Source organism: uncultured Chitinophaga sp. (genome assembly GCF_902168175.1).
Lineage (GTDB): Bacteria > Bacteroidota > Bacteroidia > Chitinophagales > Chitinophagaceae > Chitinophaga.
On record NZ_CABHOU010000041.1, the window covers coordinates 40112 to 60490 of the forward strand.

A 20379-nucleotide genomic window follows, 5' to 3' on the forward strand; every position below is an offset into this window, starting at 1 on the left:
AAGTACCGCGCTTTTATATAGAAAAATATGATAAATATTACTAAACGAGCATGGTAACAGGGTTCTCAAGGAAACCTTTGAATGTTACCAGGAAGGCCGAACCAACAGCGCCGTCTACCGTGCGGTGATCGCAGGTAAGGGTCACTTTCATGATGTTGGTTACTTTGAACTGGCCTTTGTCAGATACTACCACTTCTTTAATGCTGCCCACTGCCAGGATAGCGGAGTTAGGCGCGTTAATGATGGCGGTGAACTGTTCGATGCCCATCATACCAAGGTTAGACACGGTAAAGGTGCTGCCGCTGAACTCATTCGGCTGCAGTTTTTTGTTTTTGGCTTTTCCGTACAGCTCTTTCGCATCGGCAGCGATCTGGCTCAGCGACTTCTGATCGGCGAAACGGATTACCGGAACGATGAGGCCTTCTTCTACTGCCACGGCAGAACCGATGTGAACATGCTGGTTCATGCGGATGGTATCACCCAGCCAGCTGCTGTTCACGTACGGGTGCTGACGCAGTGCGAGTGCGGCGGCTTTGATCACCATATCGTTGAAGGAAACCTTTACAGGAGATACTTTATTGATCGCTTCCCTGTTTTTCATAGCCTCGTCCATGTTAATTTCCATGGTGAGGTAGAATTCAGGAGCAGTGAATTTGCTTTCGCTGAGGCGTTTGCTGATCACCTTACGCATAGTGGTAACCGCGATGTCTTCGAAACGCTCTTCGCCTGCAGGCAGGAACGCTGCAACCTGTGGTGCTGCTGCGGCAGAACCGGAACCGGTAGCTGCTGGTGCAGATGGTGCTGATTTGGCGGCAGGTACAAAGCTGTCAACGTCTTTTTTCACGATACGGCCATTGTCACCGGAACCAGTAACCTGGCGGATGTCGATGCCTTTATCTTCTGCGAGTTTTTTAGCGAGGGGAGATGCTTTAACACGGCCACCGTCGTTGCTGGCGGCTGGTGCTTCGGCAGGAGCGGCTGTTGCTGCGGGAGCTGCATTGGCGGCCGGTGCTGCCGGTTGCTCTGTTGCTTTGGCTGCAGGAGCGGCGTTACCACCTTTTTCGGCGGCCAGGATAGCATCTACATTAGTACCCTGTTTACCAACGATGGCCATAATGCCGTTTACTTTGGCAGCTTCACCTTCTTTAACACCTATATAAAGTAATGTACCATCGGCATAACCGATAACCTCCATGGTCGCCTTATCGGTTTCCACTTCGGCCAGTACATCATCAGATTTAACAGTATCGCCTACTTTTTTATTCCAGGCAACGATTTTACCTTCTGTCATAGTGTCGCTGAGCAGCGGCATACGAATAACAGTGGCGTTTTTGAGAGCTTCTGCTACAGCAGCGTCGTCGGCTTTGGCGGCGGGAGCGGCTTCCTGGGCAGGAGCAGCTGCTTCTGCTTTTGGTGCCTCTGTTGCAGCAGGCGCACTGCTACCACCAGACAGGAGCGATTTATAGTCTTCTCCCGGTTTCCCTACAATGGCAATGATATCATTCACCTTCGCAGCCTTTCCTTTTTCTACACCTATATATAAGATAGTGCCGTCCGCATAACCCATTACTTCCATGGTAGCCTTGTCTGTCTCCACTTCAGCAATAACGTCGTCGGATTTAACGGTATCTCCTACTTTCTTATGCCATTCCGCAATCACCCCTTCGGTCATCGTGTCGCTTAAAAGGGGCATTCTGATAACTTCTGCCATAGTGTTTCTTCAAAATTTTGCCCAAACCTACATGATTTTGCGCAAAAACGCAAAGTAAGAGTTGGTGAGTGTTTAAAAATCGGGTGATATTTTCAGATAATATTTTTTCCTCTTTCCTCGTTTTCCGGCTTCCTAGAAATCCAGTTCCATTCCCAAGCCATTCTTCAATTCCGCTATAAGCGGGTATTTCTCGAGCATTTTCAGGTATTGTTCCTTGCTGGACATGGGTTGTGGCCCGTTATCGATATCTACCTGCTTGCTTTCGTCGAGCGACAGGGTAACCGTAATGTCCTTATTCCTGAACTTTCTCTTAAAGTACTCAGATATATCGAGCTTTTCTTCTTCCAGGAAGCGCAACATTACAATGTTACGGCTTATGATGGCTATTTCCTGGGGATCGGGCAGCTGTAGTTCGGCCAGCTGCAGGTTACTTACCACGCTGGTCCGTTTGGCCTGGCGGTATACGTCGATAAACTCGTCCCAGTAAACCGACAGTGCGCCCAGGGTAATCGGTATGCTGGTTACTACCTCGGCGTTTTGTTTTGCGGCCAATGCCTGCTTCATCGCTGCCAGCCCGGTAAGTTTAATGCCGGAGGTGGCTGCTGTGGCGCTGGTGGTAGCTGCCGGTGCGGTGGCCGGTTTGCTGATGGGCGTTGGCGTCACTGTTGGGCGCGGAGTTGTTGCTGGTGGCGGCGTTACGCCGGATTCTATAGTGAGTTTCGGCGCCGTAGCCGGACTGCCACCATTGGCTGGTCGTGCAGCCGGGTTCTTTGCCGGCGTTTCAGCAGCCTCCGTATAGGCAGTTATTTTACCCGATGCGGCCACCATAAAAGGCGCCCGCAGCCTTTGCGGTGCTGCTTCAGGAACTAAGTTTTTTTTTAATACTTCACCGTTCTGGTCGTTGCTTACCAGGCTAACGGCCTGCTGGAGGTAACACAGCTTGATCAGGGCCATTTCCACATGCAGGCGTTTGTTACGCGCCATACGGTAGTTGATCTCTGTTTCGTTCAGCAGGTGCAGGGCAGTTACCAGGTACTGGGCACTCACTTTGCCGGAAAGCTGTTTGTAACGGTCTTTCAGGTTGGCCGATACTTCCATCAGGTGTAACACCTTCTCGTCTTTACATACCAGCAGGTTACGCAGGAACTCGGCCCAGCCGCCCAGGAAGTTGTCGCCCTCGAAGCCTTTCTGCAATATCTCATCAAAAATGAGCAGCGCCCCGCCTATATCCTGCTGCAAAACGCAGTCCATCACCTTAAAAAAGTAATCGTAATCCAGGATGTTAAGATGCTCAAGGGTATTCTGGTATGTAAGCTGGCCCGCAGTGAAACTTACTATCTTGTCAAGTGTACTGAGAGAGTCGCGCATACACCCGTCGGTTTTCTGCGCTATAAGGTGCAGGGCGTCGCCTTCTGCGGAGATAGTTTCTTTTTCACATATCTCTTTGAGGTGGTCAACAGTATCCTGTATGGTAATGCGTTTGAAGTCGAATATCTGGCATCGGCTCAGGATCGTGGGCAGGATCTTGTGCTTTTCGGTGGTAGCCAGGATGAAGATCGCGTAGGATGGCGGTTCTTCGAGTGTTTTCAGGAAGGCATTAAAGGCCGAGGAGCTTAGCATGTGCACCTCATCTATAATATAGATCTTGTATTTGCCTGCCTGGGGAGCGAATCGCACCTGCTCCACGAGCGTACGGATATCGTCTACCGAGTTGTTGGAAGCGGCATCCAGCTCGTGAATGTTAAATGAAGCGCCGTCGTTGAAGGACAGACAGCTTTGGCAATGGTTACAGGCCTCTCCGTCCGCCAGCGGCGTTTCGCAGTTAATTGTTTTGGCAAGAATACGCGCACAAGTGGTTTTACCCACACCACGGGGGCCGCAGAATAAAAATGCATGCGCCAGCTGACTGTTACGTATCGCATTTTTAAGCGTGGTAGTAATATGGGACTGGCCCACTACTGTTGAGAAATTCTGAGGACGGTACTTCCTTGCCGAAACGATGAAATTTTCCATAAGCTAACTGCACTCCAAATGTCGAAATTAAGCACAATATAGTTAAGAAAAAACTTGCGGAGTTTGTATTGCTTATCTAGTGGCTATCTTATTGATATTTTTAATCTTATAAATAATAATGATGAGTCTATCCTCGTTATTCACCCGTTCGGCACAATTAACAAATCGTTATAGATACGGCCGCTATTTTTATGGAATATTGAACCCGTCGCATCTGGTCCCTGTGCAGCTTATCAAACATTTACATTCAACATTTAACCGTCATATTGTTAATTCACTCTTTTATTACTATCAGTTTCACCTATGTTTAAGAAAAAATGGTGGCTTATCGCCGCATTAGTTATCCTGGCCGCAATCGTTGCTTATGTGGTTTTAGGAAATAAGGCCGAAGACCAGGGCGTTAGCGTGAAGGTCGCAAAATCGAGCTTCCGCGATGTGGTGGTGAGCCCGGGAGAATTAATGGCCGAGAATACGGAATACATCAATGGCCCGTCCGACATGCAGTCGAACCAGATTTACGAGGACGTAAAAATCCAGGACATGGTGCCGGAAGGTACGTTCGTGAAGGCGGGCGATCGTGTAGCCTCCCTGGACCCAACGCTGGTCAACAAACGTATCCAGGAGTTCCAGGTAGAACTGGACCGCGCCGCAGCTACGGTAAGCCAAACTGCGCTGGACACTGCCCTGTCTATGCGCGAAGCCCGCGATGGTATTACTAACCTCAAATTCCAGATGGAACAAAAAGGTCTTGCCCTCCAGCTTAGCAAGTACGAACCTCCCGCTACCATCCGCCAGGCGGAAATAGACCTGGAAAAGGCGGAACGCGACCTGAAACAGATGCAGGAAAACTACCTGCTGAAAAACCGACAGGCTGCTTCTAAAATGCAACAGGCTGCTGCAGGTGTTTCCCGTTATCAAAGTTTGATCAACGATCTTATCGACCTCCGCAACCGCTTCGAGATCAAAGCGCCTAAAAACGGCCTGCTGGTATATATCAACGACTATGGGGGTAAAAAGAAAACAGGTTCGTCTATCCGCCCATGGGATGCGCGCCTGGCCATGTTGCCCGACCTCTCCAGCATGTTGTCTAAAACATACATCAATGAGGTAGATATCAGCAAACTGAAAAAAGATCAGAAAGTAAATATAGGACTCGATGCCTTTCCTGATGTTAAACTGGAAGGTATTGTTAAGTCGGTGGCCAATATCGGTGAAAACCGTCCCGGCTCTAATGCTAAAGTATTCGAGGTAATGATCCGCCTTAATAAAGTGGACTCTATCCTCAAACCGGGTATGACCACCGCCAATAACATCCTCATTAATGAAATACCGAATAAGCTGATGATCCCGCTGGAAGCCGTGTTTTCCAGCAAGGAAGATGGGAAGGATATCAGCTTTGTATACCTGAAGAACGGTGGCGTGCCCACCAAGAAAGAAGTGAAACTGGGCCGCTCTAACGACGAAGCGGTGATTGTTGAAAAGGGACTGGAAGAAGGGGATGAAGTATTACTGGCCGAACCCGCTGCTGCAAAAGATCATAAGGTGAAACGCCTTTAACACATCACCCCTAAATTAACCATGCATGCGACCATTATGGGGCACTCGTAATCTTAATAACCTCCAGATAGCACTGGACTCGCTCGCCGCTAACCGGCTGCGATCGTTCCTTACCGCGCTGGGCATCATTTTCGGCGTAGGTGCCGTAATTGCCATGCTGGCCATCGGTAAAGGTGCCAAGGAAGAAATTCTTAACCAGATGAAACTGGTCGGGGTCAATAATATTGTAATTAAACCCATGCGCGAAGACGCAAAGGGTAACGATGATAAGGGCGACTCGGGAGAGTCGGCCGATAGCAAAGATTCGCAACAACCTACGGAACAAAAGAAGAAACGTTTCAGCCGCGGCCTCACTATTCTTGATGCGCAGAACATTCGTAACACACTGCCTTCTGTAGAGTCCATCAGCCCCGAAATGCTGGAGGAAGAGGATATCATTTACCGCAGTAAAAGCGGGAGGTTAAAGATGGCGGGTGTAGAGCCTTCGTTTTTTTCCATTAATAATATCGGGCTTTCGTCGGGTGTCATGTTTAATGCAGAACAGCAGCAAACTGGCGAAGCGGTATGTATTATCGGCAGTGGTGTGAAACGCCGGTTTTTTCTTACTGAAGATCCTATTGGAAAAAGTATTAAGTGCGGTTTGCAATGGGTAAAGGTGATAGGTGTTACCGAAGAAAAATACATCAGCAGCGCTACCAAATCGAACCTGGGTATACGCGATTATAACATGGATATTTATATCCCGATCCGCACCATGCTCATACGGTATAAAAACCCTGCTATCCTGAATGCCGGCAGGCAGGAGGGTGTGTATTACAGCCCCGAGTATATGGAGTCGATGGCGCAAAAAGCGCAAACGCAGCATCAGCTCGATCAGTTGGTGGTAAAGGTATACGACGCTTCGCAGCTTACGGAAACAGCGGGTATCATCAACCGTATGCTCAAACGCCGCCACAGTGATGTAACGGACTTTGAGATCGCCATACCGGAGGAGTTACTGAAGCAGCAACAGAAAACCAAGGATGTTTTCAATATTGTACTCAGCGCCATTGCAGGTATATCACTGCTGGTGGGTGGTATTGGTATTATGAACATTATGCTGGCCTCTGTGCTGGAGCGTACCAAGGAAATAGGCATACGTATGGCCATGGGCGCGCAGAAGAAAGATATCGTGATGCAGTTCCTGTTCGAAGCGGTGTTAATCAGCCTGGGTGGCGGTATTATCGGTATTATACTGGGCGTACTGGGTGCTTACCTGGTCGATAAAATTGCTGATATTAATACGCTCATCTCCGGCGTTTCCATCTTTATTTCCTTTGTGCTGGCGTCTTCGGTAGGGCTCATATTCGGTATATCGCCCGCCCGTAAGGCTTCTAATCAGAACCCTATTGAATGTTTAAGACACACCTGATCATGAAAATCATTGTCATATATCTTTTTGCTTTGCTGACGGCTGTTACTGGCTATTCGCAACAAATGCTTACGCTGCCCGGCGTCATATCGCAGGCGCAGAAAAGTTCACCTTCGTACTATCGTGCGCGTAGTAATGCCATGAATAGTTTGTATTCCTACCGTTATTACGTGGCTAACCGTCGCCCGCAACTCAGACTGGCGGCTGATAATACGAGCAGCTTCCTGGGTAATATATCCAGCATTCGCCAGCCCGATGGTAGTTATGCGTTTAACAGGAGTTATTTCTCCTATACCAATGTGGGCATGTCGCTCGACCAGATAGTGCCGTTTACCGGTGGTACCTTTTCACTGGAAACGAACCTGCAGCGAAACGACCTGTTTCGCCCGGATACGGTGAGTTTCCTGTCTACGCCCTTCGCCATTCGTTATGCACAGCCCATGTTGCTGTACAACCCATATAAATGGGAGAAGAAGATCAGCCCGTTGTTGTACGAGGAAAGTACCCGCCGTTATGTGGAAGACCTGGAACGCGCTGCGCTGGAAGCTACCCGCTACTTTTTCGATGCGCTGACCGCTAAACAGAATGAGTCCATTTTACAAGCCAACGTAAGTAATACGGATACGCTGTATAAAATATCCAAAGGCCGTTACGAACTCGGTAGGATCGCTGAAAACGAATTGTTGCAGATAGAACTGAGCCTGCTGAATGCCCAAACCGCCCTGGAACAGGCGCAGCTAAATAAACAAATGGCTTACCGCGAACTGACCCGCTTCCTGAACATGCCCAAGGACGCAGAAATAGAAGTGTTGCCACCCGCAGATGTGCCGCAATTCAACGTATTGCTGGAACGTGCGGTGTTAGAAGCTGCCAACAACCGGCAGGCGGTACTTGAGTTCCGCCGTATGCGAATACAGGCCGAACGCGATGTGGCCGAAGCCCGCGGTAATAACGGTTACCAGTTTAATCTCGCCGCCAGCCTGGGTCAAAGCCAGAGTGGTGCAAGTATCAAAGATGCCTATGCAGGCCGCGCCCTGCAACAGAACCAGTTGTTGTCGGTGGGTGTTTCTATCCCGATCGTAGACTGGGGTAAATCGCGCTACCGCGTAAAGCAGGCCAAGGCCAACGCCGAACTGGTAGAGATAGATGTGCAGCAACAGGAGCGTAGCTTCGAACAGGAAGTATACCTGCAAACACAGCTTTTTAATATCCAGAAAAAGCAGCTCGCCAGCGCCGGCAAAGCCGATACCATTGCTGGCCTGCGTTACGAGATCACCAAACAACGTTACCTGATCGGTAAAATCTCCATTACAGACCTTAACCTGGCCCAACAGGAGAAAAATACCGCCAGCCAGAGTTACGTAGGTGCCCTCCGCTCTTTCTGGAACGCCTACTACACCGTACGCGCCCTCACGCTCTATGATTTCGAGAAAAACGAGCGTATCAGTTACCAGTTCGAAGAATAAGCAAGTGATCAACAGCTATACACCCGCCCCCGTACTAACGGGTGCGGGTTTTTTAATGATGGGACAGGCAGTAGAATAAGCATGAGGCCGCCGTTGTGTCACTCCCTTCAGCGGCAACTCCCTTCCCGTCATCGCGAGGAACGAAGCGATCCTCCTGTGTAGTCATTGCCTGAAATAATTGGTTGTAAGGAAGGCGGGCATTACCTGCATGATAGGCTGTGCCTTGCGAAATCCCGACTCCTTTGCCCGTACTGATATACGCTGGCCCACACTGTTTTACTGATGCGAAGACTGCGCACGAGGATCGCTTCGTTCCTCGCGATGACGGTCAGGGTGATGCCCGCTAACGCGGGCACACAATGGAATAATTGGGCATCCTTAGGGGGCTTTCGCTGCAATAACATGTGGTACCGGGTACAAACCTAAAGGTCACTCCCTTCAGCGGTTGGAACAATACCGGGCATGTATAATTAACCTGTCGCAATCACACCCGCCTGACTGAAATATGTCTTGTCCTACGCTTCAGCATACTCCCTCTGTAGTTGTCAGATCCTATAGGGATCGTTTAGAGATGTCCCATATATGAGTCATATATGAGCCATAGTTAAGTCATAGATGTCCCATATCTTTAAAGATACGGCTCATCTACGGGTCATATACGGCTCATATACGGGACATATACGGGACATCTCTAAAGGATTTGTAAAGGATGCAGCTATCCGGTGCGGACGGTATACAGTGGATCAGGTGTTGAAAAGCTTGTTGATAGTGTGGTTGCGGCTGAAGGGAGTGACACAACGGCGGCCTCATGCTTATTCTGTGGTTGGTTACCAAAATCCGGCATTATTTTTTCATTACTGATGGGCATGAAGCGAAAGAACCTGTTGTTTTTTGGATTAGCTGCCTTGCTGGTATTGATCTTTGGCGTGAATGCCTGCCGCGAAAACCGGCAGTCGGCGCGGCTGTATAAGGAGAATGAACGTTTGCTCCGTGAAAACCGCGACCTGCGCGCCAATCTGGAACTTACATCCGGCACTGCCCGGCAAATAGCCGATCGTAAAGACATGATGCAGCACCAGGCAGATCAGTTTGTTGATCAGCGTACGTATTACCGCCATAACTGGAAACAGTTCATCACAGTAACGACCAGCGATTACCGGACCGGCTTACTGGGCGGTATCAAGGACTTGGACATCGTAGTGCAAAACCAGAGCGAGTACCCGGTGGATAATGTGGTGGTGAAGGTGACGTACCTGAAGAGTAAGGGCAAGGTATTTAAAACGGAAGAATATGCGATCAAAAATATCTCCGCAAAGGGCCGTGGTAGCGTGAAAGCGAGCAACAGCCGTAAGGGCATGAAAGTAGAGGTAGCGTTAAAAAGTATTACCAGCCAGGCGATGAACCTGTGTTGGTCGAAAGATAAAAAGGTGGCGGCCGACGATCCGGACCCTTACCTGTGCACGAATTTGCAATAGTATTGCCAACCCCTGGAACAATCAGCAGCCGCCCCGTGTAAATGGGGCGGTTTTTTATGTAAAAGAAAAGGGCTCCCAGTGTGGAAGCCCTTCGCTATATAATACCGTTCTGGTTATTTTACGATGTATACACCGTCGGCCATAAACTCGATATCGGTTTTAGGCTGGGTGATCTTTTCGATCTCTTCTTTGCTTTTACCGGCGTCTTCCGCAAAGTGTTTCAGGCGTTCCACAGAGGTTTCTTTCACCTTGGCGATACCATCTATCACTACAGTTTTGCCCACAATGTCCTGCGGCATAAAGAAGCCATAGTCTTTGAAGCGTACCATTACAGGCTCGCCATTAGCGCGGGTGAGTTTCATGAAACAGCCTTTCTTTTTGCAAACTTCCACTACGGTAGCTTCTACCTTGCCGGTATATACACTGTCCGTTTTCAGTTTGGTTTGCAGTTCGTTCATTTTGATAGCATGGCTGGCATCGATAGTGCGGCCATAGGTGGCACCCGGTTGTGCCGAAGGGATGTTTTTTTGGGCAAAAACGGCAGCGGTGCTAAGCAGGCCCGCCACTATCAGGCATATTATTTTTCTCATTAGTTCAGGTTTGATCATTAGCCTCAAATATACAGATTATCCCACAGCGAACCATGTGCAGCCAGGTTGCGTTATCTTAGCACTATGCTGATATTACAACCGGCTACAGAAGCCACACCCGACGTACAGTTGCTCTATGAAGAAAGTTTTCCGCTGGCCGAGCGGCGCGACTGGGCACCACAACTACAGTTCCTGGCCGATGGTCACCTGCGTTTGTCGCTGCTGCAACAGGCCGGCGACTTTGCCGGTTTCCTGTTTTACTGGCCGCTGAATGGCTTTACATATATCGAACATTTTGCGGTACTGGCTGCTATGCGCGGTAATGGGATGGGCAGCCAGGTGATGGAACTGTTCTGTAAAACCTTTCATGCGATAATCCTGGAGGTAGAGCTGCCAGGTGATGCAGATGCGGAGCGCCGCATCCGCTTTTACGAGCGGGCAGGCTTCCGCGCTTTTGGATATCCTTATGAGCAACCGCCTTACCGGCAGGGTGAAGACCCGATACCCATGATGCTGATGTATAAAGGTATGGGGGATGGGCACGAGGTGTTCCGCCGGGTGAGGTCGGAGTTACATACGAAGGTGTATGTGTGCCGGCCGCATGTGGAGGATTGATGTCGGCGGCGGTGTATACACCGCACGCAACTGGTAAAGGAAAGCCCCGGCTGTAACACCGGGGCACAATCAACTATCGTTTACTCCTGAAGTTTAGCTTTCCTACCTCACTTCCATCATCTTTCAACATCTGCAGGTTCAGTTCCTTCTGGTCCGCTTTTACCTTAATCAGTGTTCTGTTACCGTCTTTAGGTCCGCCACCGATGACGATCGGGTAGCTATGGTCGGTTTGGGCTTCATGTACGCCGAATTTGTGCGTATGCCCGCTAATGAGCAGGTCGATCTTTGCCTGTTCGAATATAGGGCCGAACTTCTTGCGGCAGTCCATAGGGCCGTGCCAGTCGCCGGAGTGATAGTGGGGGATGTGCATCATTACCACGCGGAACCTGGCGTTCCTGAAAGCGGGTGATTTTACTACCTGTTTCAGCCATTCGGCCTGCTGGCTCCTGTAATTGTCGAAGTCTACGATGCCGGCATACACAGGGGCGGTATCTTCCTTGTCTTCGCCGGTATCCAGTACGGTAAAGTGTACGGGTCCCCAGGTGTACTGGAAATAATTGCGGTGTTCCGGTGTATCGAAGTACTCGTGCAGGTGCATGCGGAATTTACCACGGGTTTCGTGGTTGCCGCGTACAAATATGAACGGGGTGGTAGAAGAGAAGGTGTCGCCCAGCGGGGTAAGCAGGTGGTCTACTATCTGCTGTTCATCTGTCTGGTAATCAAACATATCGCCGTTCAGGAACAGGTAGTCGAAGTGTTCGCCTTTGTTAAGCGCCACCAGTGGTGCGAACGAGGCAGGGCGGTCGTGAATATCGTTCAGTACCAGCCAGCTCACCTCTTTCGGGTTACTGGCCGGTGTGGTAAAAGTCAGTACATCACTTTCAATGGTTTCGCCATAAGTAAGTTTATAGGGCTGGAACTCGGTTATTTCCTTCGATTTAACCTGGTAGCTGTATGTGGTGCCGGGTGTAAGTCCTTCGAGGCGTATCTTATTCAGGCGCTCGTAGGCTTCCACCATACCGTTGGTGAGGTGATGGGCTTTTTTGTCGCGTTGGCCCTTTTCGCCATACTCCACCCAACTATAGCAGGGTTTGGCCGTCATCCACATAATGGTCATAGACGTAGGTGTAGGGCACTGCAGATAAGGTTTAGTGGTAAAAACGTGGTTGCCTTCAGTTAGGGGCTCTTCCTGGCGTAATAATCCGCCGGCTTTTGCCGCCGGGGCCAGCCCAAAACCAATAGTGCCCAGCAGGCCGGCTTTGGAGAGGTTGCCGAGGAAGTCGCGGCGGTGAAGTTGTTTGTTCTTCATTCAATAGATCTTTTATATGTGTTAGGTAGGAGTGCGTAAAAATAGCCGGTGGGAGATTTATTTCCAGTGTTTTATGATAAAAGGCAGGTTAAATAAATATTATCACCGATATTGCGTGACTTTTACAAGGTTTTTCAACGGGCAGAAAATAAGTTTAAAAAATCAGGCAATTAGGGTTGCCGGGGTTTTTGAATTTCTGTTTCTAACCCTTACCTTTGCGCAAAATTTCATAAAACCGCACTATAAATTTCGATTAATATGCCTAACACAGGTAAGATCAAACAAATCATCGGTCCCGTAGTGGACGTGCATTTTGAAGGAAAATTGCCCGAAATCTACAACGCCCTGGAAATTACACGTGATAACGGCCAGAAACTGATCCTGGAAGTTCAGACGCACCTGGGTGAAGACAGCGTTCGTACAGTAGCGATGGATTCTACCGACGGTCTTGTACGCGGTATGGCTGTTGCAGACCTTGGCTCCCCGATCAAAATGCCCGTAGGCGAACAGATCAAAGGTCGTTTGTTCAACGTGGTAGGTGAGGCTATCGACGGTCTCGGTAACGTAGACGCTTCTAATGGTTACCCTATTCACCGTAAGCCGCCTCGCTTCGAGGACCTGGCTACTGATACTGAAGTGCTGTTTACCGGTATTAAAGTAATCGACCTGATCGAGCCATACGCAAAGGGTGGTAAAATCGGTTTGTTCGGTGGTGCTGGTGTGGGTAAAACCGTATTGATCCAGGAGCTGATCAACAACATTGCAAAAGGTTACGAAGGTTTGTCTGTATTCGCCGGTGTTGGTGAGCGTACACGTGAGGGTAACGATCTGATGCGTGAAATGATCGAAGCTGGTATCGTTAAATACGGCGAGAAATTCAAACATTCAATGGAAGAAGGCGGATGGGACCTGTCTGCTGTAGATAAAAAGGAACTGGAGCAATCACAGGCTACCTTTATCTTCGGTCAGATGAACGAACCTCCCGGAGCCCGTGCAAGGGTAGCCCTGTCTGGTCTTACTATCGCAGAATATTTCCGTGATGGAGATGGTACTGCAGGTGGTGGTAAAGACATCCTCTTCTTCGTAGATAATATCTTCCGTTTCACCCAGGCAGGTTCTGAAGTATCCGCGCTGTTAGGTCGTATGCCATCAGCGGTAGGTTACCAGCCAACCCTGGCAACTGAGATGGGTCTGATGCAGGAACGTATCACTTCTACCAAAAACGGTTCAATTACCTCCGTACAGGCGGTATATGTACCTGCGGATGACTTGACCGATCCGGCTCCGGCAACAACCTTCGCCCACCTTGACGCGACTACGGTATTGAGCCGTAAAATCGCTGACCTTGGTATCTACCCTGCGGTAGATCCATTGGACTCTACTTCCCGTATCCTTTCACCTTCTATCATCGGTGAAGCACACTACAACTGTGCTCAAAGGGTGAAAATGATCCTCCAGCGCTATAAAGAACTGCAGGACATCATCGCGATCCTGGGTATGGACGAGTTGAGCGACGAAGATAAACAAACCGTATTCCGCGCCCGTAAAGTACAGCGTTTCCTGTCACAGCCTTTCCACGTGGCAGAGCAGTTTACAGGTCTTAAAGGTGTACTGGTTCCGATCGAAGATACCATCAAAGGTTTCAACATGATCATGGACGGCGATGTGGATGATTATCCGGAAGCGGCTTTCAACCTGGTAGGTACCATCGAAGATGCGATGGAGAAAGGTAAGAAACTGCTCGAATCTGCCCGCTAAGGACAGAGCTGCCCGAGAGGACAGCGGTGTAAAAAGGATCCATTAACGCAACGCATTCAATCATGTTATTAGAAATATTAACACCGGAAAAAAAGCTTTTTACAGGCGAAGTATACGGTATACAACTGCCCGGCGTAGACGGCTCTTTCGAGATCCTCGACAGGCACGCGCCGCTGATTGCTGCGCTGGCTAACGGCAAAATGAAGGTGTTGGCCGACAAGACGCATGCAGAACATTATGTTATTGAAGGCGGCTTCGTAGAAGTGCTGAACAACAAAGCTACCGTACTGGTAGAAGGTGTTGTGCCAACTGGCAAGTAATTACGATTATCGTAAGATTAGCAGATAGTAAAAGGCCGGGTAAGATTACCCGGCCTTTTTTTGTACTTAATCCATTAAAGTCTAAGATGAAATACAACCGGCCGGTAAGAATGCAGACCGGGTTACCCTACGTTTAGATATACGAAGACAACGCTATGAGTCATTGCCTGGCGCATATTAAACCCCTAAATCGTTTATAACGGTTGGTATGAAATGACTAAAACAGCCATGGACGGGTGTTTCGCCTTTTACAGTTATAGCATAACTAAGTTAACCCAATATGCAGATAAAGGGCTGTTCATTCCTGTTCATTTTAAAAATGCTAGTTCAGTGATGGGTCGATAGGGAAGTTAGCCATCATGGCAAAAGAATGCCCCAGGTTCTTAAGCGCCAGTTTCCAGACGTCCTGGTCTTTTTCCTTAAATACCAGCGGTACACTAATATGGGAGAGTATCCAGCTTTTATCCTTGAACTCGGCTTCCAGTTGACCGGTACTCCAGCCGGAGTAACCAATGAAAAACTTGATCTTGCTCAAATCCATTTTGCCGGCATTAATAAGCTCAACAGCCGCATCGAAACGCCCGCCCCAGTAAAGGCCGGGTACGATCTCAAAGCCGCCTTCAATAAGCTCGGGTACCTGGTGTACGAAATGAATTGTGTCCTGCTGTACAGGGCCGCCGTTAAATACCGGGATGTTGGAGGGAATAATATCGGGAATAAGCTCGTCGAGCCGCTGATCGAACAGCTTATTGATCACAAAGCCAAAACTTCCTCTGTCCTGATGTTCGCACAGTAGTATAACAGCACGGGCGAAATTCGGATCTTTCAAAAAAGGGTCCGCAATAAGCAATATACCTGGCGATAACTGAACCATACACTAAATTTTTGCTTGCGTCTAACCAAATTTAGCTATTTGAGGGGAAGAATGGGAGGGGTATATAAAAAAAAGAAGGAGGCTAGACAACCCCCTTACCATTTTATCAACCAAAATCTAAATCGCTTATGGAAAGAATCCACGTCGATGTATGTAGAAATAAATTTTTATCTTTTTATCAACCAGTACTAGAATATCAAATTTAGTACCAGATTGCTCAGCAAAGTTAGGTAAAGTGCAGGGAAATATGATGTAAATTTTGCGTTAAAGTTACGTTAAAGTGATAGTGTTTTCGTAAAAACAGTATGGATGCGCCTTTCAGCGCTTTAATTTTGTATCATCGTTGCTATAGCAATAATAATTGTCAGCAATGGCCCTGCTATGGCCCGGGTTCACATCTATGGCGGTTATACGCTGATTTTTAACAAATTGTAGCCTTTCCCGGTCAGTTTGATTGGCTATCTTTAAAAAATATTCACCAGATTTAAGCATGTTGCCTTTAAAGAAAACATTTCCCCTGATAGTTGTCCTGATCACACTCTCCCTCGCCGGTATTATTTACATACAGGTAAGCTGGATAAGGAACGCAGCCGTAATTAAACGCGAAGAACGCGACCAGCGTATGTATCGCGTTATGGATACCGTGGCCAGGTCGATGATGAGCCGCAATTTTAAAACACTCCGCCTCGACCAAACCTTAGCCGACTCCCGGAATATCCGGCTGAGCCGTGACATAATGCCACTATTTGAACCTATTGGTGCCCGTTTTTCGGCTGACGAAGTGACAGCTTTGCTGAAAAGGGCCATGGCCAATAATAAGATCCAAACGGACTTTGAGTTTGCAGTGGTAGGCGAAAGAAGTTATCATTTAAAGTCGGCAGGTTTTGAGAAGATGGTGTACAATGCTACCGTGGTAGACTCTAACAGCTACCGGGTGTACGGGGTGTTTTTAAGCGATATGGAGATGCCCACACTGGTAGCCCCCGAGTCGTTGCAGGTAATTATTCCCCAGCAAAGCCCCTATATTTTTAAGTACCTCGGGTTCATGATCGTGGGCAGCATCCTGTTTACCACCATCATTATCATGGCCTTTTTACTTACCATCCGCACCCTGCTTAACCAGAAAAAGTTATCAGAAATAAAGTCGGACTTCATCAATAATATGACTCACGAGCTGAAAACGCCACTGGCCACTATCTCACTGGCCATCGACGCCATCGGCAATGAAAAGGTAATTGGTCACCCCGACAAAATCCGCCAGTTCTCCAGCATGATCAAAGAAGAGAACAAAAGGATGAATAAACAGGTAGAAACGATCCTGCAAAGTGCCATGATGGAAAAAGAAGAGATCGCGCTCAACCTGCAGGTGATCGATGTGCACCAGTTAATTACCCATACCGTGGAAAATTTGCAACTACAACTGGACAGTAAAAATGGTAAAGTAGACTTGCAGTTACAGGCCATCCAGCCCATCCTGAAGGTAGACGAGGTACACTTTGGCAACGTGATCTTTAACCTGTTGGATAACGCGATCAAGTACTCTAAACAGAACCTGGAAGTAAAAATCCACACCCATAATACCCGCAAACATCTCATTATCACTATTTCCGATAATGGTATAGGTATGACCAGGGATACGGTTTCACGTATCTTTGAGAAGTTTTACCGGGCGCACACGGGCAATGTACACAATGTAAAAGGCTTCGGCCTGGGCTTGTCGTACGTAAAAACCATTGTGGACGCGCACAAGGGAAAGATAAAAGCGGAGAGCGCCGTCGGTAAAGGCAGTAAATTTACACTGGAATTCCCCCAGGACTAAATACTATAACAGCAAGGAAAAATGGCATTAACAGAAAGAGAACTGCTGCGTTTCAAACACCCTATTGCCGTTCCCGGTGTAGGTATTGATATGCAGGACAAAATAAAGAACAGCCGTATACTGGTGATCGGCTGCGGTGGTTTAGGTGCTACCGTAATACAATACCTGAGCGCCGCCGGCGTAGGTGTAATAGGCATTGCCGATTATGGAGTGCTGCTCGAAGAAGATCTGGCGCGTACCCCGCTTTTCCAGATACAGGACATCCGGAAACATAAAGCGAAAATGGCCTCCAGCAGGATGTGGGCCTTTAATCCCTTTACCAAACACTATCCTTTACTGATACAGGTAAAGCCCGAAAACGTACTCACCGTAATCCGTGAATTCGATATTATAATAGATTGCAGTCAGCACCAGCCCACACACCTGGTGGTGAACGACGCCTGTATAACCACAGGCAAACCTTTCGTTATAGGCGAAGTGCATAACTGGGTAGCCTGGTGGGGTGGATTTAACTTCCCGCTGGCAGGTGGCAGCAAAAGCGCCAGTTACCGTTGTGTGAGTAAGAAGATTGATGAGTTTCGCAATTTCGACGCCGGTGCCCTGGCCTTTACGCATGGTGCAGCGGCTACCCAGCTCGTAAACGGGGTTATCCAGTACATCCTGGAAGTGCCAGGTATTGGTCGCCTGTTCAGCTTCGACTTCCTGCACCAGCAATTCAACATCGAAAGCATAACACCAGACGCGGTGGTAATTGAAGAAACGCTGGCCAAAGGCCTGCTTACGGCTGAGGAATACGGAATGGTGATAGAGCCCGACGTGGAGGATTAGATTTTACGTACCTTAAGGGAAGCATGAGCCCAACGGTGATCTATATCATTGCCGGCTACCTGGCATTAATTGTACTGGCCTACCTGGTACAGGAGTTCTTTATCTTTAAGCCGGAAAAGCTGCGCCAGGACTTCGCTTTTAAGTACGATCAGCCGTTTGAGGAGTTGTTTTACGAAGTAGCGCCGGGTGTACGCATTAACGGGTTACATTTCCTGGTAGATAAACCGCACGGTACCATCCTGTATTTTCATGGCAACAGCCGCAGCATTAAAGGCTGGGGTAAGTTCGCGAAAGATTTTACCCGGTATGGTTACGATGTGATCATGATCGATTACCGCGGGTTTGGCAAAAGCACCGGTAAACGCAGCGAACAGCAGTTACTGAAAGATGCGCAGTTCGTGTATGACACGCTGTTAGCCGCCCAGCCGGAACATTGCATATTGGTGTACGGCAGAAGCATTGGCAGTGGTTTTGCCGCCAAAGTGGCCAGTGATAATCACCCGCGCTACCTGATACTGGATGCTCCCTATTATAGTTTTGCCCGGGTAGTAAAAAGGTTTTTACCAATACTGCCCCTGCGCTGGGTACTGCGTTATCACCTGCGTACCGACCTGTGGATCAAAAAGGTAACCTGCCACACCTATATTTTACACGGCACCAAAGACCGGCTGATCCCTATCCGCCACAGCGAGCATCTGCAGGCGCTCAATCCGAACATGATTACACTTATCAGGATAGAAGGAGGGAGGCATAACAACCTGCCGGTTTTTCACGAGTATCATGCCTTTATAAGAGACATTTTGCAACATTAAACAGTACATGAAAGCATCGTTATCAAAATTCCCCTGGAAAAGGGCACTGTTATGGATTATTGCGCTGTATATCGGTGGCGGGGTAGTATTGTACTACGTCCAGGAGCGACTCATTTTTCACCCCACCGTACTACCGGTTAACTACCAGTATAAGTTCGATGTACCTTTTGAAGAGTTGCTGATACCTGTAAATAAGAAGGAAAAGATAAGTGCAGTGTTATTTAAAGCGGACAAGCCCCGTGGCATGGTGCTGTATTTTCACGGTAACGGGCAGAATATAGAACGTTATGCCGGGTACATGAAGTACTTTACCCGCAACGGTTATGATGCGTTGATCATGGATTACAGGCAGTTTGGAAAAAGCACGGGGCGTTTAAAGGAAGAAACCTTTTATGCAGATGCGCTGCAGATGTACAAAGTGGCCCGCGCTCACTACGCACCCTGGCAAATAGTGGTTTACGGGAAGTCGCTGGGTACCGGTATTGCTTCGCAGCTGGCTTCTGTAAGGGAATGTAAGGCCCTGGTGCTGGAAACGCCTTATTACAGTTTGCCCGATGTGGTGATGCAGTACGCACCACTATACCCGTACGACTACCTGATGAACTTTAAATTTCCTACGTATTCTTTTATTCCAGATGTAAAGGAGCCGATCACCATATTTCATGGAACAGAAGACGCCGTGGTACCTTACGGGTCGGCTGAGAAGCTGAAGCCGTTACTAAAGCCGACGGACGAGTTTATCACCATCCCGGAGGGGCATCATAACGGATTAACTAAGTTTAAGGTGTACGAACAAAAGATAGATTCCATCTTAAATAATTAAAAAATGCCTGCCGGTTACCGGCAGGCATTTAACTTAGTATCGTAAACGATTATTTCAGCGGTTTCAGGCTAACACCCGTGGCACCCACCTTCAACTCATGTTTTAAGCCCAGTTTTAACGCGAAGTTCTGTTCCTGGTGGCCTACCGGGAAGCCGTAACATACCGGGTAGCTGAATTCCTTCACTACGTGGCGAATGATTTCGTACTCTGTTTGGCCAAAAGGCGTTTCGGTTTCACGGGGGTCGGTAAACCCACCTACAATGAGGCCCGCCAGTTTATCGAGCCAGCCAGCCCGTTTCAGGGTGTACATCATACGATCTACACTATAACGGTACTCCCCGATATCTTCCAATACCAATATTTTTCCCTTCGTATCGATTTGTGAAGGCGAGCCTGAGGAGGCGGCTAACAGGGTAAGGTTACCCCCTACCAGTTCGCCTGAGCCAGATCCATTGCGGTTCATGGGGTGCGGGCCATGAGTGTATTTATAACTTTTGCCGGCGAGGGCCAGGCGAAGGCTCTGCACGTACTGGTCTTCCTGCGTAGCGATGGTAATACCGCTGCTCATCATAGAGTGGATGGTGGCCACCCCTACTTTCTGATGTACATGGGCATGAAGTACAGTAACATCGCTGTAGCCGCATAACCACTTAGGATTTTTACGGAATTTTGAGAAGTTAAGCTGGTCGATGATACAGATCATGCCATACCCTCCGCGGCCAAACAGTATAGCCTTGATTTCGGGATCGTCTAGCATGTCCTGCAGTTCCTCGAGGCGCAGTTCCTCCGGGGCCGAAAAGTTATGAAAACTGGTGCCTACGGTAATGCCCAGATGTACCCTGTACCCCCACGATTCCAACACACTGGCGGCGTATTCGGCCTGGTACAACTCCATTTTGCTACTCGCACAGGTAATACCGATCAGGTCACCTTTTTTCAGATATGGTGGAATTTTTATCATTCTTAAGTGCTTTAGTTACCTTTGCTGATTAATTGAC

Annotated in this window: 17 protein-coding genes; 11 read left to right on the forward strand and 6 right to left on the reverse strand. The window is 48.5% G+C overall.

The window, feature by feature from the left end:
- Positions 1–40 precede the first annotated feature (40 nt).
- Both QZT80_RS08300 and QZT80_RS08305 read right to left on the reverse strand, forming a co-directional pair.
- Complete coding sequence (locus QZT80_RS08300; protein ID WP_295120402.1) at positions 41–1711, reverse strand: pyruvate dehydrogenase complex dihydrolipoamide acetyltransferase; 1671 nt, start codon at positions 1709–1711, stop codon at positions 41–43.
- 132 nt (positions 1712–1843) lie between these two features.
- Positions 1844–3724 carry a DNA polymerase III subunit gamma/tau gene (locus tag QZT80_RS08305; protein WP_295120404.1) on the reverse strand — a complete coding sequence of 627 codons (1881 nt, stop codon included), beginning with the start codon at positions 3722–3724 and terminating at the stop codon, positions 1844–1846.
- Between the two features lie 303 nt (positions 3725–4027).
- On the opposite strand from QZT80_RS08305, the gene QZT80_RS08310 reads away from it, so the two are divergent.
- The 4 genes from QZT80_RS08310 (at position 4028) to QZT80_RS08325 (ending at position 9633) form a co-directional block, all read left to right on the forward strand.
- The gene (locus tag QZT80_RS08310) at positions 4028–5281 is read left to right on the forward strand and encodes an efflux RND transporter periplasmic adaptor subunit (RefSeq protein ID WP_295120406.1); all 1254 of its coding nucleotides are present in this window, start codon (positions 4028–4030) and stop codon (positions 5279–5281) included.
- A gap of 25 nt (positions 5282–5306) precedes the next feature.
- Positions 5307–6692, forward strand: coding sequence for an ABC transporter permease (locus QZT80_RS08315; RefSeq protein WP_295120408.1), 1386 nt, complete (start codon positions 5307–5309; stop codon positions 6690–6692).
- Between the two features lie 2 nt (positions 6693–6694).
- The gene (locus QZT80_RS08320) at positions 6695–8158 is read left to right on the forward strand and encodes a TolC family protein (protein ID WP_295120410.1); all 1464 of its coding nucleotides are present in this window, start codon (positions 6695–6697) and stop codon (positions 8156–8158) included.
- A gap of 866 nt (positions 8159–9024) precedes the next feature.
- Entirely contained in the window at positions 9025–9633 is a 609-nt protein-coding gene (locus QZT80_RS08325) for a hypothetical protein (protein ID WP_295120413.1), read from the forward strand.
- 113 nt (positions 9634–9746) lie between these two features.
- On the opposite strand, the gene QZT80_RS08330 is transcribed toward QZT80_RS08325, so the two are convergent.
- Positions 9747–10223 carry a DUF4920 domain-containing protein gene (locus QZT80_RS08330; protein WP_295120416.1) on the reverse strand — a complete coding sequence of 159 codons (477 nt, stop codon included), beginning with the start codon at positions 10221–10223 and terminating at the stop codon, positions 9747–9749.
- Positions 10224–10307: 84 nt separating this feature from the next.
- Between QZT80_RS08330 and QZT80_RS08335 the strand changes: the two genes are divergently transcribed.
- Positions 10308–10838 carry an N-acetyltransferase gene (locus tag QZT80_RS08335; RefSeq protein ID WP_295120419.1) on the forward strand — a complete coding sequence of 177 codons (531 nt, stop codon included), beginning with the start codon at positions 10308–10310 and terminating at the stop codon, positions 10836–10838.
- Between the two features lie 73 nt (positions 10839–10911).
- On the opposite strand, the gene QZT80_RS08340 is transcribed toward QZT80_RS08335, so the two are convergent.
- Positions 10912–12147, reverse strand: a complete 1236-nt coding sequence (locus QZT80_RS08340) for an FN3 domain-containing metallophosphoesterase family protein (protein WP_295120422.1) — start codon at positions 12145–12147, stop codon at positions 10912–10914.
- A gap of 258 nt (positions 12148–12405) precedes the next feature.
- Between QZT80_RS08340 and atpD the strand changes: the two genes are divergently transcribed.
- Positions 12406–13905 carry a F0F1 ATP synthase subunit beta gene (gene atpD / locus QZT80_RS08345; RefSeq protein WP_295120425.1) on the forward strand — a complete coding sequence of 500 codons (1500 nt, stop codon included), beginning with the start codon at positions 12406–12408 and terminating at the stop codon, positions 13903–13905.
- Positions 13906–13967: 62 nt separating this feature from the next.
- Entirely contained in the window at positions 13968–14225 is a 258-nt protein-coding gene (gene atpC, locus QZT80_RS08350; RefSeq protein WP_295120428.1) for an ATP synthase F1 subunit epsilon, read from the forward strand.
- Positions 14226–14547: 322 nt separating this feature from the next.
- Here the strand turns inward: atpC and QZT80_RS08355 are convergent, their stop codons facing one another.
- Positions 14548–15099 (reverse strand): YqgE/AlgH family protein, encoded by a 552-nt coding sequence (locus QZT80_RS08355; RefSeq protein ID WP_295120430.1) that lies wholly within the window; start codon positions 15097–15099, stop codon positions 14548–14550.
- Between the two features lie 490 nt (positions 15100–15589).
- Here QZT80_RS08355 and QZT80_RS08360 point away from each other — a divergent pair, with 490 nt between their 5' ends.
- The 4 genes from QZT80_RS08360 to QZT80_RS08375 are packed head-to-tail and all read left to right on the forward strand — an operon-like array spanning position 15590 to position 19381.
- On the forward strand, positions 15590–16918 hold the full coding sequence (locus QZT80_RS08360) for a HAMP domain-containing sensor histidine kinase (protein WP_295120432.1): 1329 nt from the start codon (positions 15590–15592) through the stop codon (positions 16916–16918).
- 21 nt (positions 16919–16939) lie between these two features.
- A complete protein-coding gene (locus tag QZT80_RS08365; protein ID WP_295120434.1) occupies positions 16940–17746 on the forward strand; it encodes a ThiF family adenylyltransferase in 807 nt (268 codons plus the stop codon).
- A gap of 23 nt (positions 17747–17769) precedes the next feature.
- The gene (locus QZT80_RS08370; protein WP_295120435.1) at positions 17770–18558 is read left to right on the forward strand and encodes an alpha/beta fold hydrolase; all 789 of its coding nucleotides are present in this window, start codon (positions 17770–17772) and stop codon (positions 18556–18558) included.
- A 7-nt stretch (positions 18559–18565) separates the two neighbouring features.
- The gene (locus QZT80_RS08375; protein WP_295120436.1) at positions 18566–19381 is read left to right on the forward strand and encodes an alpha/beta fold hydrolase; all 816 of its coding nucleotides are present in this window, start codon (positions 18566–18568) and stop codon (positions 19379–19381) included.
- A 49-nt stretch (positions 19382–19430) separates the two neighbouring features.
- On the opposite strand, the gene QZT80_RS08380 is transcribed toward QZT80_RS08375, so the two are convergent.
- Complete coding sequence (locus QZT80_RS08380; protein WP_295120437.1) at positions 19431–20342, reverse strand: LD-carboxypeptidase; 912 nt, start codon at positions 20340–20342, stop codon at positions 19431–19433.
- Between the last annotated feature and the right edge of the window lie 37 nt (positions 20343–20379).

Bases quoted from the DNA above. Each gene is read 5' to 3' on its own strand.
- QZT80_RS08300 (WP_295120402.1), bottom strand. From the start codon at position 1,711: ATGGCAGAAGTTATCAGAATGCCCCTTTTAAGCGACACGATGACCGAA.
- QZT80_RS08305 (WP_295120404.1), bottom strand. From the start codon at position 3,724: ATGGAAAATTTCATCGTTTCGGCAAGGAAGTACCGTCCTCAGAATTTC.
- QZT80_RS08310 (WP_295120406.1), top strand. From the start codon at position 4,028: ATGTTTAAGAAAAAATGGTGGCTTATCGCCGCATTAGTTATCCTGGCC.
- QZT80_RS08315 (WP_295120408.1), top strand. From the start codon at position 5,307: ATGCGACCATTATGGGGCACTCGTAATCTTAATAACCTCCAGATAGCA.
- QZT80_RS08320 (WP_295120410.1), top strand. From the start codon at position 6,695: ATGAAAATCATTGTCATATATCTTTTTGCTTTGCTGACGGCTGTTACT.
- QZT80_RS08325 (WP_295120413.1), top strand. From the start codon at position 9,025: ATGAAGCGAAAGAACCTGTTGTTTTTTGGATTAGCTGCCTTGCTGGTA.
- QZT80_RS08330 (WP_295120416.1), bottom strand. From the start codon at position 10,223: ATGAGAAAAATAATATGCCTGATAGTGGCGGGCCTGCTTAGCACCGCT.
- QZT80_RS08335 (WP_295120419.1), top strand. From the start codon at position 10,308: ATGCTGATATTACAACCGGCTACAGAAGCCACACCCGACGTACAGTTG.
- QZT80_RS08340 (WP_295120422.1), bottom strand. From the start codon at position 12,147: ATGAAGAACAAACAACTTCACCGCCGCGACTTCCTCGGCAACCTCTCC.
- atpD (WP_295120425.1), top strand. From the start codon at position 12,406: ATGCCTAACACAGGTAAGATCAAACAAATCATCGGTCCCGTAGTGGAC.
- atpC (WP_295120428.1), top strand. From the start codon at position 13,968: ATGTTATTAGAAATATTAACACCGGAAAAAAAGCTTTTTACAGGCGAA.
- QZT80_RS08355 (WP_295120430.1), bottom strand. From the start codon at position 15,099: ATGGTTCAGTTATCGCCAGGTATATTGCTTATTGCGGACCCTTTTTTG.
- QZT80_RS08360 (WP_295120432.1), top strand. From the start codon at position 15,590: ATGTTGCCTTTAAAGAAAACATTTCCCCTGATAGTTGTCCTGATCACA.
- QZT80_RS08365 (WP_295120434.1), top strand. From the start codon at position 16,940: ATGGCATTAACAGAAAGAGAACTGCTGCGTTTCAAACACCCTATTGCC.
- QZT80_RS08370 (WP_295120435.1), top strand. From the start codon at position 17,770: ATGAGCCCAACGGTGATCTATATCATTGCCGGCTACCTGGCATTAATT.
- QZT80_RS08375 (WP_295120436.1), top strand. From the start codon at position 18,566: ATGAAAGCATCGTTATCAAAATTCCCCTGGAAAAGGGCACTGTTATGG.
- QZT80_RS08380 (WP_295120437.1), bottom strand. From the start codon at position 20,342: ATGATAAAAATTCCACCATATCTGAAAAAAGGTGACCTGATCGGTATT.